Below are 14,812 nucleotides of genomic sequence, written 5' to 3' on the forward strand. Positions count from 1 at the left end.
GGGGCGGGGGCGGGGGCGGGGGCGGGGGCGACGCAAGCACACCGGCCACAGACCTGGGCACATCGGCGGCGGCTCGCGATGCGGACGCCGGCGACTACGCGGAACGGCTGACCGCGGCCTTCGCCGAGGAGACCGGGCTGACCGCTCCGGTGCTTCCGTGGCACACGCTGCGGACGCCGGTCGCGGATCTCGTCGGCGCGCTCGCGTTCACCGCCGGGGCGCTGGGGAAGCTGGCCGTCGACGTCGAGACGCTCAGCCGGACCGAGCTGGGCGAGGTGGCCGAGCCGGCCGCCGACGGCCGGGGCGGCTCCTCGGCGATGCCGCACAAGCGGAACCCGGTGCTCGCGACGCTGATCCGGTCGGCCGCGCTGCAGGTGCCCGTGCTGGCCGCGGGGGTGACGCAGTCGATGCTCGCCGAAGACGAACGGTCGGCCGGGGTCTGGCACGCCGAGTGGCAGCTGGTCCGCGAGTGCCTGCGGCTGACCGGCGGCGCCGCGCACACCGCCGCCGAGCTGGCGCGCGGGCTCACCGCGGAGCCCGGGCGGATGCGGGCGAACGTGGCGTCGACGCACGGGCTGATCGTCTCCGAACGGCTCTCCGCTGTGCTCGCGCCGCTGCTCGGCAAGGCGACGGCCAAGGAACTGCTCGGCGAGGCGTCCCGGCGGGCGGTGCTCGAAGACCGGCCGCTGCGCGAGGTCTTGGACGAGCTGCCCGCCATCACCGGTGTGCTCACGGCGGCGGCGCTGGACGAGCTGCTCGACCCCGCCGGCTACACCGGCGCGGCGAGCGCCCTGGTCGACCGCGCCCTCGACGGCCGCACCCCGGGCGACCGCGCCTCCGGCGACCGCGCACCGGCCGACCGCACCCCCGGCGACGACGGCCTGCCGGGCGCTTCGGACTAGCGGCCGAGGCTGCAGCTGGCCAGCGCGCGGCCTCGATCAGGGTGGGGCCGCGGCCGGGCTGGGGCCGCGGCCAGGGTGCGGCTGCGGCCAGGCTGGGGCCGCGGCCAGGGTGCGGCTGCGGCCAGGCTGGGGGCTGCGGCCGGGGTGGGGCCCTGGCCAGGGTGGGGCCGCGGCCAGGGTGGGGCTGCGACCCCGGGTGGGGCTCCGACCTACGGCAGAGCTGTAGCCAAGCGCCGAACACTGCAGGCAAGGGGGCCGCGAAGGGGCGGGATGGCGGCCAGAGCGCGGCCCCGGCCACGCGCCAAGACTGCTCGGCCAGCGCCGATGCCCCGACAAAAGGCGAGGCCGCAGCCAGGCACCAAGCGCTGCGGCCACGGCCGGCGCCAGATGACGATCTCCCGCAGACCACGTCCCCAAGCTCGGGGAAAATTCTTTGAACCGCCTTCGCGGGGGGTCCGTGTAGTGGGTATCAGGCAGCCGCACCGAGCGGCAGGGAAACCCCAACGGACACAAGGAGAACTTCCATGCTTCGCACGCGCATCGCCGTCTCCGTCGCCGCGGCGGCAGCCGGGCTGGCAGTGCTCACCGCTTGCTCGGGTGCCGAGACTGCCCAGCCGGTTGTCGCTCCTGCGGCGGCGGGTGGCACCGGCGGCGGCCAGGCCGCCAACAACAACGGTCAGGTGGGCAACGCCGCTCCGGCGTCGAACGAAAGCAAACTGGTCGTCGCGGACGTCGCCAACGTCGGGCAGGTGCTCACCGACCAGAACGGCATGACCCTCTACCGGTTCGACAAGGACACCGCGAAGCCGCCGAAGTCCAACTGCGACGGTGACTGCGCCAAGGCCTGGCCGCCCATGCTGGCCACCGGGGACGTCCAAGTCCAGGGTGTCGACAAGAACGAGGTCGGCAAGGTGACCCGCTCCGACGGCACCGAGCAGATCACCGTCGGCGGGTGGGCGCTCTACCGCTACGCCAAGGACACCAAGCCCGGCGACGCGACCGGCCAGGGCGTCGGTGGCGCCTGGTACGCGGCGAACGCCAAGGGCGGGAAGGCCGGGCAGGCCGCGGCGGCCGGCTCCGAAGCCGGTGGCGTCAAGCTCAGTGCCAGCAAGATCGACGGCCTCGGCGACGCCATCGTCGACCAGAACGGGATGACGCTCTACCTGTTCCAGAAGGACACCAAGAAGAAGGCCTCCGCCTGCAACGGCGACTGCGCCAAGACCTGGCCGCCGGTGCTCTCGAACGGCAAGGTCGAACTGCAGGGCATCGACTCGAAGCTGCTCGGCAGCATCAAGCGCCAGGACGGCTCGGAGCAGGTGACCGTCGGCGGCTGGCCCGTCTACACCTTCTCGAAGGACACCAAGCCGGGCGATGCGAACGGGCAGGGCGTCAACGGCACCTGGTTCGTCATCGAGCCCGCCGGCTGCAAGCTCGGCAGCAACCCGAACACCGCTGCCGGCCAGCAGCAGGCTCCGGCCGGCAACGGTGCGGCGACCAACGACTCCGGTTCCGGTGGCACCACCTACTGAACCACCCCGAACCTCCTAGTGGGCGAGGCCCGGCGGACGCTCTTCGCGAGTGACCTCCGGGCCTCGCCCTTTGTGGTCGCGACGCAGGAACGGCCGGCGGCGCGGCGCGGCGTCGACCCGGTCGCCCGCGTCGACGTGGTCGGTCCGGTCGATCACCTCGGTGCGCTGCTCGGCGACCACCGGCTCGTCGGCCGTCTCGTCTTCGGGCAGCAGGATGGTGCGGCGGGCCGGCAGGACCGCGATCAGCAGGCCCAGCGCGGCGACACCGAGGTGCAGCCAGGTGTCGGCGGGCTCGAGGTCCAGCGGGTTGCCGGCGTTGGCGAACGGGTTGGTCGAGATGAGGCCGTCGATCATCAGGCCCCACACGAACAGCAGGCCGTAGCCGATGAACAGCAGCCAGCCGAACGTCCGCGCACGGCCCGAGCCGAACGCGAGCAGCAGACCGAAGACGCCGGTCACGACGCGGACCAGGCTCATCAGCGGGTTGGCGGAGAACCGCCAGAACCCGGCGTCGTGGTGGCCGGCGAAGTTGCCGAAGCCGGTCCTTGAAAATCCGATGATGCCGACGACGAGGAACGCGATCCCGGCCAGTCCGGCCAGCACCTGCGCCGGCTGCAGGCCTCGGACCCGGATGCGTGCGCCTTTCGCGTGAACCATGACTCCAGTCCTTCCCAGCGGGTGGTGACAACCGTCACCGCGCTGAGGTACCCCGCGACCACGGTGCGCGAAACGATGGTGCTTGCCCGCAGGGCCGCTTTGCGTTCCGGATTCGGGCCCTCTTCGAGAGCTATCCCACAAAGCGGCCCGTTCGGGCGAACAGTGCGCGGCCTTCCCGGCAATCCGGTGCATGCGCAAGCTGAGCGGCATCTTCCTGGTGGGGCTGTGCCTGGGGGCGATCGGCGCGGTGGTGGTGACGGCGGGTCACAGCACCGCCGCCGCGCCGCAGCCGATCGCGGTCACCGAGGTCGTCACGACGACGTCCGCGACGCCGACCGCCACACCGGCGGCGGCACCGGCACCGGCGACGTCCGCGACGGCGACGGCGACGCCGTCGGCCAAGGCGGACCCGGGCCGGGTGACCGCCGCCGCGCTGGACAAGATCATGCGCGAAGGCACCGCGAGCGCCGTCGTCTTCGACCGGGAGAGCGGCAAGACGACCGTCTCCGTGCGCCCGGACCGCGGGTACACCTCCGCGTCGATCGTGAAGCTGCTGATCGCGCTTTCCGTGCTCGACCGGGGCGGCCCGGCCGCGGACGTCCAGCGGATGCTGTCCCGCAGCGACGACGACCTGGCGAGCCGGTTCTGGGTGGCCTACGGCGGGCCGGGGATCGTCCGGGGCTGGGTCACGAAGCTGGGCCTCACCGGCACCCGGCCGCCCGAGGACCCCGGCCGCTGGGGCGACACGCGCATCACCGCGGCGGACGTCGTGAAGATCTACCAGTACCTGCTGGACCACAAGTCCACGACGATCCTGAACGCGCTGGCCGGCGCGACCGAGCGCGGGTCCGACGGCTTCCGGCAGTACTTCGGCATCCCGGACGCGGCCGCCGGGCAGCAGTGGGCGGTCAAGCAGGGCTGGTCGTGCTGCATGCCGACGCGGATGCTGCACACTTCGGGCGTGGTCGGGCACTTCATCGTGGTGGTGCTGACCGAGCACCCCGCCAAGGTCGACTACGCGACCGGGTCCAGGCGGGTCACGGACATCGTTTCGACGCTGCTCCGCTGAGCGCGCCGGTTACTGGTCGGTGTCCGCCAGCCCGCCCGCCGCGCCCGAGCGGGGCAGCGGCCACGGCTGCACCCCGCCGGTGGTCTCGACCTGCCGGCCCGCCGTGGCGGGAGGTGTCGTGTGCGCGCCGATCCAGGTGAGGATCTCCGGGATCTGGGACTTGAAGGTGTTCATGTTGTGGCCCGCGTCCGGGACCTTCCACGCCGAAAACCGGACCGGGGACCGGACGCCGGCGCGGATCAGCTCGGCCGCCGCGCTCTCGAACTTCTCGTTCTCGCCCCAGATGGCCAGGATGTCCACCGGGGACGGGTGGAGGCGGACCGTGATGCCGACGTTGTTGGCGTCGTCGACGTCCTGGCGGCCCTTGTAGAGGTTCTCCGTCTCGGCGTCCATCTGGGCGCGGTCGTAGCCGCTGACGCTGACCGCCTGCCCGTACCACTGCGGGTGGCGGGTCACCAGGTTCATCGCGCAGTAGCCGCCGGACGACCAGCCGGCGAAGGTCCAGGCCTTGCGGTCCGCGCCGACGCGCAGCTTCTGCAGCGCCCACTCCCGCAGGTCCGCCGTCAGGTACGTGTCGTTCGCGGTGCCGTTGACTTCGTCGACGCACTCGGTGTCGTGACCGATCTTCGGGACGCCGGTGGGGTCCGGCATGATCACCACGACCGGGGGCAGCACGCGCTTGGCGATCGCCGCGTCGAGCTGGTCCGGGAGCTTGTACCCGTCGGTGACGACCTCGGGCCCGGACGGGTAGTTCGGGATCCACTCGATCGCCGGGAACCGCAGGTTCTTGTAGGCCGGGTCGAAGTGCTGCGGCGGGAGGTACACCGTCACGTCGCGGGTGAGGTTGGTGCGCCGGCCGGTCACCTTCATGTGGGCGACGGTTCCCTTGCCCTCCTTGGCGTGCGCGGCACCGACCTCCCGGACCACCTCGAGGTTTTCGCCGTTCGCGCTCGTCTCGGCGTCGATGCTGTCGGCCGCGTAGACGCCGGTGCCGAGCAGCGAACCGAGCGTGGGGAAGAACCCGCCGATCATGTTGCCGGCCAGGCCGGTGGTGACGACGACGGAGACGACCGCGCACAGGATGGTGACCGAGCGCCACAGCAGCTTCCGTTTCCACCGCTCCCAGAACAACGGGATGGCGATGATCGCCAGCAGCGTGACCACGCCGACGATGGTCATCGTGATCGGCGAGTCGAGCCGGATCTGGCTGAGGTGCATGGCAACGGTCCTTCCGGGCGGGCGGAAATGCGCGCCCGGATCGCGGGACTCGCGTATATATCACGTTTGAGCCCCTTCGCACGTTGCGGACCTGTGAGGTCCGTCATAGGGCCGCAACGTGCGGCGGGCTCAGGGTTTTCTCAACTACTCCGCCAGTGCCCGCGACAGCACGGTGACGGCCTGGGTGATCGCGGCCTCGGCGGCGTGCGTCTCCCGCAGCGCGTTCACCATCACGAAGTCGTGGATGATCCCCTGGTACCGGACGGCGGTGACGGGCACCCCGGCCTGACGCAGCTTCGCCGCGTACGCCTCACCCTCGTCGCGAAGCACGTCCGCCTCGCCGGTGATCACCAGCGCCGGCGGCAGGCCGGCCAGCTCGTCGAGCGACGCGCGCAGCGGCGACGCCGTGATTTCCGCGCGCTGCGCGGGATCCGTCGTGTACTGGTCCCAGAACCACTTCATGCCTTCACGGCCGAGGAAGTAGCCCTCGGCGAACTCGTGGTACGACGCGGTGTCGAAGGAAGCGTCGGTCACCGGGTAGAAGAGCACCTGCTGCTTGAAGGTGACGTCGCCGCGCTGCTTGGCCAGGATGGTCAGCGCCGCGGTCATGTTCCCGCCGACGGAGTCGCCGGCGATCGCGATGCGGGAGGTGTCGAGGCCCTTCTCGGCGCCGTGCTCGGCCACCCACTTCGCCACCGCGTAGTTCTCCTCGATGGCGATCGGGTAGCGCGCTTCCGGCGAGCGGCTGTACTCGGGGAAGACGACGGCCGCGCCGACACCGGCGGCGAGTTCGCGCACCAGGCGCTCGTGGGTGTGGAAGTCGCCGAACACCCAGCCGGCGCCGTGGATGTACACGATCACCGGAAGCGGACCGGAAACACCGGCCGGGCGGACGATCCGCGTCTCGACGTCACCGTTCGGGCCGCCCGGAACGTCGAGCACCTCGATCTCGGCGGCGGCCATGGCGACCTCGCCGTCCTGGACACCGTCGACGGCCTTGCGGCCCTCCTCCGGCGGCAGCTGGAACAGGTACGGCGGCTGGTCGGTGGCCTCCGCGAACGCCTGCGCGGCGGGTTCGAGAGCCAGGTTGTGCGGGTTGGCGGTCATGTCGTCCTCCTCGGCTCGAAGCTGATGACACGAAGGTAGCTCGCAACTCAGTTGTGCACAACTAATTGACGCCCAATGAGATGCAGGGCACTTAAGTTGCCGTCCAGCTCGATCGCGGGGACCATGGGCAGTTACGCGAGAGAGGAGGCCGCCATGGCATCGCTGCGGCTGGACGACCAGCTCTGCTTCGGGCTCTACTCGGCGTCGCGCGCGGTGACGTCGCTGTACCGGGTCGTCCTGGAGGACCTCGATCTGACCTATCCCCAGTACCTGGTCATGCTGGCGCTCTGGGAGCGGGACCACCGCCTGGTGAAGGAGCTCGGCGCCGAGCTGAACCTCGATTCGGGCACGCTCTCGCCGCTGCTCAAGCGCCTGCAGACAGCGGGACTCGTGACCCGCAACCGGCAGGCCGACGACGAACGCTCGGTCCGCGTCAGCCTCACCGAAAACGGCAGGGCCCTGCACGAGAAAGCGCGGGACATCCCCGACGTGATCGGGACCGCGATGAACCTGGACGAAGCCGGGCTCGCCCGGATGCGCGCCGAACTGGACCGGTTGACGGAGTCGGTCAACGCCTATCGGGAGGCGTTGTCGCCCGCGTGATCGGCTCCGTGGCAGCATGGACCACGAAGGGGTGGCCATGATCAACCACGACGACGCGCTCAAGGCCGTCGAAAGCAGTCTCGACCGGCCGTCGGCCGCGCGGATCTACGACTACTTCATCGGCGGGAACACCCACTACGCGATCGATCGCGAGTTCGCCGAGAAGGTCCGGGCCCGGCTGCCGCTGATGGGCGACTACTGCCTGACGAGCCGGCAGTTCCTCGGCCGCGCGGTCCGGCAGTGCGTCCGCGAGGGCATCCGGCAGTTCGTCGACGTCGGCTCCGGCCTGCCGACGGCGGGCAACGTGCACGAAGTCGCCGACGAAGCCGCTCCCGAGCTGGACACGCGGGTGCTCTACATCGACAACGAGCCGATCGCGCTGGCCCACTCGACGTTGCTGCTCGCCGACACCGCCGATCCCGAGCGCCACCACGCGATCGCCGCGGACTTCCTGCAGCCGGACGACCTCTGGGAGCGGGTGAAGGCGTCGGACATCATCAACACGCGCGAGCCGATCGCCCTGGTGATCAACGCGGTCATGCACTTCGTCAAGGACGAGCAGAACCCGGACCAGCTGCTCGAGTACTACCGGAGCCGGCTCGCCCCCGGGTCGCTGCTGGTGCTGTCGCAGATGACCAACGAGAACCCGGTGAACGACGACGAGCGGCAGGCGCTGCTCGACCTGCTCGAGTACTACGAGACCACGACGAACCCGGGCTTCCTGCGGACGATGGCGGAGTTCGAGCGCTTCTTCGGCGGCTGGCCGATGCTGGAGCCGGGCCTGGTCTACGCCCCGGCGTGGCACCCCGACGCGCAGACCGTGTTCGCCGCATCGCCGTCCGAGTCGCGGGTGATCGGCGGCATCGCGCGCAAACCCTAAGAGGCTTCGCGCAACCCTTCGAGCACGTCCAGGACAGCGCTTTTGCCCAGGTCGACGGCCTTGCGCAGCACCGCGGGGTCGCGTTCCAGCACCGCCACGTCCGGCGCGCCGGCCGGCGGGCGGATGCTCAGGAGGCGCGAGTCGCTCGCCAGGGTCTCCTCGTCCTCGACGTCCCGCCGATAGGTGTCCTGCCAGGCCGCGATCGCGCCGGGCGCCTGGCGGCGCAGGAACCGCGGCACGACGACGTCGTGCACCCGCGGCGGCGGCACCGGCAGCTCGTCGGCGCGCCGGGTGCGCAGCACCAGGACGTCCGTCGCGCCCTGGGCGAGCGCGGTGCGGTACGGGATCGGCTCGGCCACGCCGGCGTCGACGAACCGGCGGCCGGCCATCGGGATCGGCGGCCCGGCCAGCACCGGCATGCAAGACGACGCGGCGAGCGCGACCTTGATCGCGTCGACGTCGTCGAGAAAGGGGTGCAGGTCGGTGGACTCCCCCGTGTCGGCGTCGGTGGCCAGCGGGTGGAACGTCACCGGGTTGGCCAGTATCGCCGGGAAGTCCATCGGCTCCAGCACCGAATAGACCTGGTGGACGAGGTATTCGAGGTCGATCACCGCACGGCCGCGCAGGGTGTGCAGCGGGTTGATGATCCGGCGCATCACCACCGGGTTCCACCAGGTCCGGACGCCGGTCGACGAGCGGCCGCAGAGCAGCCAGGCCCCGTTCAGCGCCCCGGCCGAGGAGCCGTAGACGGCGTCGAACGCCGGTGTCACGCCGAGTTCGTCCAGCGCCAGGACCATGCCGCTGGAGTAGGTGCCGCGGCTGCTGCCGCCCTCGATGGCGAGCGCGAGCCGCCGGCCGTCGGTGCGTTCGCCCGGGACACTGCCCGCCGCCATCCGTCCGAAGATCAGTTCGAGTACCGGGTGCACTCCTCCCATCCTGGTCTTTTTGCGCGCGGAGTCGACCCGATTTATCCCACCCACGAGGGTGACGTGATGCGCGCCTCGTTGCACTGCAACTCGTTGCATAGCACCCTCCACCCATGGCACTGGAGCACGCGATCCTCGTCTCGCTGTCCGAGCGCGCTGGTTCGGGCTACGAGCTGACGCGCCGCTTCGAGAAGTCGATCGGGCTCTTCTGGAGCGCCACCCACCAGCAGATCTACCGCGTGCTGAAGCGGATGGAAGAGGCCGGCTGGGTGGCCGTCGACGTCGTCGCGCAGTCGGGCCGCCCGGACAAGAAGGTCTACACGGTCGGCGACGGCGGCCGCGCCGAGCTCGTCCGCTGGCTGGCCGAGCCGGACCCGGCCGCCGGGCCGGTCGAGCTGGCCGTGAAGATCCGCGGCGCGACCTTCGGCGACCCGGCGAAGGTGGCCGAGGAGATCGTCCGGCACCGCGCGAAGCACGCCGAACGCCTCGACGTCTACCGCCAGATCGAGAAGCGCGACTTCCCCGCGCCGGCCGCGCTGACCGGCCAGAACCTGCACCAGTACCTGGTCCTGCGCGGCGGCATCCGCGTCGAAGAGGGCCAGGTCGAGTGGTTCGACGAAGTCCTCGCCGCCCTCCACCCCAAGGACGCCCGATGAGCCCGTACCCGAACCTGCTGTCGCCGTTGGACCTCGGCTTCACGACGCTGCGCAACCGCGTCCTGATGGGCTCGATGCACACCGGCCTCGAGGACAGGGCTTCGCACTTCCCCGAGCTGGCCGAGTACTACGCCGAACGGGCCCGCGGCGGCGTCGGGCTGATCGTCACCGGCGGCTTCGCGCCGAACCGCACCGGCTGGCTGCTGCCGCTCGCTTCCAAGCTGACGACGTCCGCCGAAGCCAAGGAACACCGGCAGCTCACCGCGCCGGTGCACGAGGCAGGCGGCAAGATCGCGCTGCAGGTCCTGCACGCGGGCCGGTACGCCTACCACCCGCTGAGCGTGTCGGCCTCGAGCATCAAGGCGCCGATCAACCCGTTCCGGCCGCGCAGCCTGACCAACCGCGGTGTGCGCAAGCAGATCGACGCCTTCGCGAACTGCGCCGCTCTCGCGCGCGAAGCGGGCTATGACGGCGTCGAGATCATGGGCTCCGAGGGCTACCTGATCAACCAGTTCCTGGCCGAGCGCACCAACAGGCGCACCGACGCCTGGGGCGGCACGCCCGAGAAGCGCCGCCGGTTCGCCGTCGAGATCGTCAAGCGCACGCGGGAAAAGGTCGGCGCCGACTTCATCATCATCTACCGGCTTTCGATGCTCGACCTCGTCCCGGGCGGCCAGCGCTGGGAGGACGTCGTCGCGCTCGCGAAAGACGTCGAAGCGGCCGGCGCCACGATCATCAACACCGGGATCGGCTGGCACGAAGCCCGGGTGCCGACGATCGTGACGTCGGTGCCGCGCGCGGCTTTCACCTGGGTCACCGGGAAGCTCAAGCCGCACGTGCGCATCCCGGTCGTCACCTCGAACCGGATCAACATGCCCCAGGTCGCCGAGGCAGCCTTGACCAGCGGCGACGCCGACCTCGTGTCGATGGCCCGGCCGTTCCTCGCCGATCCCGAGTGGATCCGGAAGGCCGAGACCGGCCGCGAAGACGAGATCAACACCTGCATCGCCTGCAACCAGGCCTGCCTCGACCACGCCTTCAAGCGCAAACTCGTGTCCTGCATGGTGAACCCGCGCGCCGGCCATGAGACGACGTTGACGCTCTCGCCGGCGCGGCGGTCGAAGCACGTCGCCGTCGTCGGCGCCGGGCCCGCGGGCCTCTCGGCGGCGACCGCGCTGGCCGAACGCGGGCACAGCGTCGAACTGTTCGAAGCCGACGACGAAATCGGCGGCCAGTTCGGGATCGCGCGGAAGATCCCCGGCAAGGAGGAGTTCGCCGAGACCATCCGCTACTACCAGCGGCGGCTCGAGGTGACCGGGGTGAAGCTGCACCTCGGGAAGCGCGCGTCCGCGGCCGACCTGACCGGCTTCGACGAGGTCGTGCTGGCCACCGGGGTCGCGCCGCGCGTGCCGTCGCTGCCCGGGATCGACCACCCGAAGGTGCTGTCGTACGTCGACGTCGTCAAGCACGGCAAGCCGGTTGGCGAACGGGTCGCGGTGATCGGGGCCGGTGGCATCGGGGTCGACGTCAGCGAGTTCCTCACGCACGCCGGTTCGCCCGCGCTGAACCTGGACGCGTGGCTGGCCGAATGGGGTGTCACCGACCCGGAACAGGCGCCCGGCGGGCTGGGCACGCCGCGGCCCGAGCCGTCGCCTCGGCAGGTGTTCCTGTTGCAGCGCAAGAAGTCCGGCATCGGCGCCGGGCTCGGCAAGACGTCCGGCTGGGTGCACCGGGCCGCGCTCAAGGCCAAGCGCGTCGAGCAGCTGCCCGGTGTCACCTACGAGCGGATCGACGACGACGGCCTGCACATCACCGTCGACGGCGAGCCGCGGCTCCTCGACGTCGACACGGTCGTCGTTTGCGCGGGTCAGGAGCCGGTGCGGGACCTGGCCGACGAGCTGCGCGCGGCGGGGCTGCCGGTGCACCTGATCGGCGGGGCGGACGTCGCCGCGGAACTCGACGCGAAACGCGCGATCGACCAGGGGACACGGCTCGCCGCCGCGCTGTAGCCCGGAAAGCGTCCGGCACTGGCAGGATGGGCCCCGTGCGAGACGTATGCGTGATCGGGCTCGGGCTGATCGGCGGGTCACTGCTGCGCGCGGCGGCCGCCAGCGGCCGCACAGCGTGGGGTGCCGCGGTATCCGAAGTGGACGCGGACGCGGCCAGCAGAGCGGGCTTCGACGTCACCACCGACGTCGAAGCGGCCCTGCACCGGGCCGCGGCCGAGGACGCGATGGTCGTGCTCGCCGTGCCGCTCCCGGCCGTCGAAGACCTGCTGCGCCTGGTCAACCAGCACGCGTCGCACTGCCTGCTCACCGACGTGACCAGCGTGAAAGCGCCGGTACTGGACGCGGTCCGCCGCCGCGTGCCGTACACGCGGTACGTCGGCGGGCACCCGATGGCCGGGACGTCGAACTCCGGCTGGCTGGCCGGGGATGCCGCGCTGTTCCAGGGCGCCGCCTGGGTGGTCGCCGTCGAGGAGGACACCGACCTCGAAGCCTGGGCCGAGGTGGCGAAGCTTGTGCTGGACATCGGGGCGCACGTCGTCCCGCTGCCCGCGGAGTCCCACGACGAGGCCGTCGCCCGGATTTCGCACCTGCCGCACCTGCTGGCGGCGATCCTGGCCACGATCGGCGCCGAGGGCGGCCCGCTGGCGATGTCGCTGGCCGCCGGGTCCTACCGCGACGGCACGCGCGTCGCCGGCTCGAACCCGCAGCTCGTGCGCGCGATGACCGAAGGCAACCGGGACGCGCTGCTGCCGATCGTCGACGAGGCGCTCGGCCGGCTCGGCGCCGCGCGCGGCTCGCTCGCGTCGACCGGCGGGCTCGCGGCCACGATCAACGCGGGATACGAAGGCGCGCAAGCGCTTGCCGCCAGCCTGGACGTCGAACGGGCCGGCGTCCGGATCAGCCTGGCCGCGCCGGACGCGCGGCAAGGCCTGATCGCCCTCGGGGAACGCGGCGGCCGGATCACCGGCCTCTCGGACGGGATCGCGACCGGCGAGGTCCAGTAGGAGCTACCGGTCCGGCGTGTCGTCGAACTTGTTGAGGAAGTCCTTCGCCTTCTCGACGCCGGTGTCGATCTGGCTGTCGTGGCCGGCGAACTTCGACTTCGCGAAGTCGGCGGCCTTGTCGAGGCCTTCCTCGATCTTGTCGTTGTGCTCGCGCAGGGCCTCTTCGGCCTTGCCCTTCAACGCTTCGAAGTCGATTCCCATGGGTGCATTGAACCGCACGATCCTCACGTGCGCCTGTGGTAGGGCAGGAACCGCCGGACGAGCCCGATGGGCGCGCGTTCGGCCAGGTCGGGGCCGCGAACGGCGTCGAACGCCGACTCCAGCTGGTCGACCACCCCGGACAGCCGCGGGGCGTCCGGCAGCGGCATCGACCGCGGCTCCCGCTGCTCCCGGACGGCCGAAGCGAGTTCCCCCAGCGCGGCCGTCAGCAGCTCGATGTCGGCCGGGTCCGGCGGCGGCACACCCCGCCCGATGGTCACGCCGACCTCGGTGACGGCGTCCGCGACCCGCTCCTGCGCGGCGATCACCGGCCACCACGCCACCGCCTGCCGTCCGTGCGCGGACGGCTCGACGACGGCCTGCTGGAACGCCGTCCGCAGGTCCGCGAGGGCCCGGTAAGCCCCGCGCCGCGCCCGCGACCGGGCCAGCCGCGCCTCCCCCGACGACGCCTCGACCAGCGCGTGCGAGACGTACTTCGCGACCGCGTCCAAGCCGTCGGCCAGCCGCCCGCCCACCCGCGGGCGCCGGCTGCCAGGCCAGAGCAGGTAGCCGAAGACGAGCACGATCACGCAGCCCAGCACGGTGTCGACCAGCCTCGCCAGCACCACGCTCCAGTTCCCGGTGTGCGCCAGGCCCATCTGCAGGATGATCAACGGTGTCACGAAGGCGCTCTGGATGCCGTAGTTGCGCACCTTCCCCACCGCGATGCCGCCGGCGAAGACCGCGCTGAGCACCACCAACACCCAGCCGTTCGCGCCGAGGCCGAGCACGGCGGCGCCGATCCCGACACCGATGACCGTGCCGATCCCGCGCAGCACCGCGCGGCCGAACACGGACCCGAAGTCGGGCTTGAGCACGATCCCGACGGTCAGGGTGATCCAGTACGACCGCTCCAGCGGCACGAGCAGGCCGACGACCTCGGCGATCGCGACGCACAACGTCAGCCGCAGCGCGGCGATCCAGGTCAGCGGACCGGACGCGAGCGAGCCCGCCCACTCCCGCAGGCGGCGGTGCCACGGTGTCGGCTGCCGGCGCTTGCGGTCGTCGCCCTTGCCGATCCGGACCAGCCCCGCGTAGAGCGCGGCGAGAACCGGGTCGTGGTCCCCGGGCGGCGCGGGTGGCGGGGGCGGCAGCGGCTGGCCGGCCAGCACCGCCGCCGAGAGCGCGACGAAGTGGTCGATGACCTCCTGGGCGGGGCGGCGGCCGGCGTTGACCATCGCCACCGACGCCTCGACGGCGGGCGTCGTCGCCGAGAGCAGGTTGAGCAGGTGCCGGTAGGCGGCGTCGCGGCCGGACAGCCAGGAGCGCGCGGTGAGCAGCTGGTCGTAGGCGGTGTTCATCGCCGTGGTCAGCCGGTGGCGGCCGACCCGCGAGACGGCTTCGTCGGTCGCCGAAAGCATCGCGGCCAGCTCGACGTAGACGTGCGCGACGGCGGTGCGTTCGGGGCTGGTCGCGCGGACCGTCCAGGTGACGAGCGCGACCAGGAAGCTCCAGGCGGCGCCGAGGCAGAAGCAGCCGAAGAGGACCTCGACGCGCACGCCGGTGGCGTGCTGCCCGGTGGCGAGCACGCAGAACACGAGCATTTGCAGCCCGGCGACCGAGGCGTTGCTGCCGGCCGCGCTGATCACCGCGGACACCGCGGCGACCAGGATCACCGCGGGCACGGACAGCGCCGGCGTGCCGCCGGTGAGCAGCCCGACGAGGTAACCGGCGGTCGCGGCGAGCGTCGCCCCGCCCAGCCGGCGGGCGCGGTAGCGGTAGGGCCCGGCCGATTCGGACAGCACGGCGGGCAGGGCGCCGGTGGAGACGAGCGCGCCGACGGCGATGTCGCCCGCCGCGTACGCGATCGCGAGCGGCACGGTCAGCGCGGCCACGGCCCGGGCGACCATGTTCCACGGCACCGGCACCGGCGAGCTGCGCAGCAGCTGGACCAGCCAGTGCGGCGCGGCGAGGTCGGGGCGCGGCGTGCTCACCCCCTCATCTTGACCTACGCTCCCGGAGACGATTAGTTATCAGTCTGTCAACAACGCGGG

Annotated in this window: 14 protein-coding genes; 8 read left to right on the forward strand and 6 right to left on the reverse strand. The window is 71.7% G+C overall.

The genetic code is table 11. The features are described 5' to 3' along the window. A partial coding sequence (locus tag ACWED2_RS41850) for a lyase family protein (protein ID WP_449696054.1) occupies positions 1-902 on the forward strand: 902 nt, incomplete at its 5' end. Positions 903-1,426: 524 nt separating this feature from the next. Then, the gene (locus tag ACWED2_RS41855; protein ID WP_449696055.1) at positions 1,427-2,431 is read left to right on the forward strand and encodes an SCO0930 family lipoprotein; all 1,005 of its coding nucleotides are present in this window, start codon (positions 1,427-1,429) and stop codon (positions 2,429-2,431) included. Positions 2,432-2,446: 15 nt separating this feature from the next. On the opposite strand, the gene ACWED2_RS41860 is transcribed toward ACWED2_RS41855, so the two are convergent. Next, positions 2,447-3,088, reverse strand: a complete 642-nt coding sequence (locus tag ACWED2_RS41860; RefSeq protein ID WP_449696056.1) for a DUF4383 domain-containing protein — start codon at positions 3,086-3,088, stop codon at positions 2,447-2,449. 190 nt (positions 3,089-3,278) lie between these two features. Here ACWED2_RS41860 and ACWED2_RS41865 point away from each other — a divergent pair, with 190 nt between their 5' ends. Then, entirely contained in the window at positions 3,279-4,157 is an 879-nt protein-coding gene (locus ACWED2_RS41865; RefSeq protein WP_449696057.1) for a hypothetical protein, read from the forward strand. Positions 4,158-4,166: 9 nt separating this feature from the next. Here the strand turns inward: ACWED2_RS41865 and ACWED2_RS41870 are convergent, their stop codons facing one another. Continuing rightward, complete coding sequence (locus ACWED2_RS41870) at positions 4,167-5,375, reverse strand: alpha/beta hydrolase-fold protein (protein WP_449696058.1); 1,209 nt, start codon at positions 5,373-5,375, stop codon at positions 4,167-4,169. 144 nt (positions 5,376-5,519) lie between these two features. Continuing rightward, entirely contained in the window at positions 5,520-6,482 is a 963-nt protein-coding gene (locus ACWED2_RS41875) for an alpha/beta hydrolase (RefSeq protein ID WP_449696059.1), read from the reverse strand. A gap of 153 nt (positions 6,483-6,635) precedes the next feature. On the opposite strand from ACWED2_RS41875, the gene ACWED2_RS41880 reads away from it, so the two are divergent. After that, complete coding sequence (locus ACWED2_RS41880) at positions 6,636-7,085, forward strand: MarR family winged helix-turn-helix transcriptional regulator (RefSeq protein ID WP_449696060.1); 450 nt, start codon at positions 6,636-6,638, stop codon at positions 7,083-7,085. Positions 7,086-7,122: 37 nt separating this feature from the next. Beyond that, positions 7,123-7,965 carry an SAM-dependent methyltransferase gene (locus tag ACWED2_RS41885; RefSeq protein ID WP_449696106.1) on the forward strand — a complete coding sequence of 281 codons (843 nt, stop codon included), beginning with the start codon at positions 7,123-7,125 and terminating at the stop codon, positions 7,963-7,965. On the opposite strand, the gene ACWED2_RS41890 is transcribed toward ACWED2_RS41885, so the two are convergent. Then, positions 7,962-8,900, reverse strand: coding sequence for a patatin-like phospholipase family protein (locus ACWED2_RS41890; protein ID WP_449696061.1), 939 nt, complete (start codon positions 8,898-8,900; stop codon positions 7,962-7,964). The genes ACWED2_RS41885 and ACWED2_RS41890 overlap by 4 nt on opposite strands. A 104-nt stretch (positions 8,901-9,004) precedes the next feature. Here ACWED2_RS41890 and ACWED2_RS41895 point away from each other — a divergent pair, with 104 nt between their 5' ends. From ACWED2_RS41895 to ACWED2_RS41905, 3 genes are read left to right on the forward strand one after another with little or no spacing between them, the layout of a single operon-like run. Then, complete coding sequence (locus ACWED2_RS41895) at positions 9,005-9,547, forward strand: PadR family transcriptional regulator (RefSeq protein ID WP_449696062.1); 543 nt, start codon at positions 9,005-9,007, stop codon at positions 9,545-9,547. After that, entirely contained in the window at positions 9,544-11,556 is a 2,013-nt protein-coding gene (locus ACWED2_RS41900; RefSeq protein WP_449696063.1) for an FAD-dependent oxidoreductase, read from the forward strand. Before ACWED2_RS41895 ends, ACWED2_RS41900 begins: the two co-directional genes overlap by 4 nt. 50 nt (positions 11,557-11,606) lie before the next feature. Further along, positions 11,607-12,560: a prephenate dehydrogenase gene (locus tag ACWED2_RS41905; protein ID WP_449696107.1), complete on the forward strand. Its 954-nt coding sequence runs from the start codon at positions 11,607-11,609 to the stop codon at positions 12,558-12,560. Positions 12,561-12,563: 3 nt separating this feature from the next. On the opposite strand, the gene ACWED2_RS41910 is transcribed toward ACWED2_RS41905, so the two are convergent. Beyond that, entirely contained in the window at positions 12,564-12,761 is a 198-nt protein-coding gene (locus tag ACWED2_RS41910; RefSeq protein ID WP_043788515.1) for an antitoxin, read from the reverse strand. Between the two features lie 23 nt (positions 12,762-12,784). Further along, entirely contained in the window at positions 12,785-14,752 is a 1,968-nt protein-coding gene (locus ACWED2_RS41915) for an FUSC family protein (RefSeq protein WP_449696064.1), read from the reverse strand. Positions 14,753-14,812: the final 60 nt, after the last annotated feature.

This window comes from Amycolatopsis sp. NPDC005003 (genome assembly GCF_053600695.1).

Bases quoted from the DNA above. Each gene is read 5' to 3' on its own strand.
- ACWED2_RS41865 (WP_449696057.1), top strand. From the start codon at position 3,279: ATGCGCAAGCTGAGCGGCATCTTCCTGGTGGGGCTGTGCCTGGGGGCG.
- ACWED2_RS41860 (WP_449696056.1), bottom strand. From the start codon at position 3,088: ATGGTTCACGCGAAAGGCGCACGCATCCGGGTCCGAGGCCTGCAGCCG.
- ACWED2_RS41870 (WP_449696058.1), bottom strand. From the start codon at position 5,375: ATGCACCTCAGCCAGATCCGGCTCGACTCGCCGATCACGATGACCATC.
- ACWED2_RS41890 (WP_449696061.1), bottom strand. From the start codon at position 8,900: ATGGGAGGAGTGCACCCGGTACTCGAACTGATCTTCGGACGGATGGCG.
- ACWED2_RS41855 (WP_449696055.1), top strand. From the start codon at position 1,427: ATGCTTCGCACGCGCATCGCCGTCTCCGTCGCCGCGGCGGCAGCCGGG.
- ACWED2_RS41875 (WP_449696059.1), bottom strand. From the start codon at position 6,482: ATGACCGCCAACCCGCACAACCTGGCTCTCGAACCCGCCGCGCAGGCG.
- ACWED2_RS41885 (WP_449696106.1), top strand. From the start codon at position 7,123: ATGATCAACCACGACGACGCGCTCAAGGCCGTCGAAAGCAGTCTCGAC.
- ACWED2_RS41900 (WP_449696063.1), top strand. From the start codon at position 9,544: ATGAGCCCGTACCCGAACCTGCTGTCGCCGTTGGACCTCGGCTTCACG.
- ACWED2_RS41880 (WP_449696060.1), top strand. From the start codon at position 6,636: ATGGCATCGCTGCGGCTGGACGACCAGCTCTGCTTCGGGCTCTACTCG.
- ACWED2_RS41895 (WP_449696062.1), top strand. From the start codon at position 9,005: ATGGCACTGGAGCACGCGATCCTCGTCTCGCTGTCCGAGCGCGCTGGT.
- ACWED2_RS41910 (WP_043788515.1), bottom strand. From the start codon at position 12,761: ATGGGAATCGACTTCGAAGCGTTGAAGGGCAAGGCCGAAGAGGCCCTG.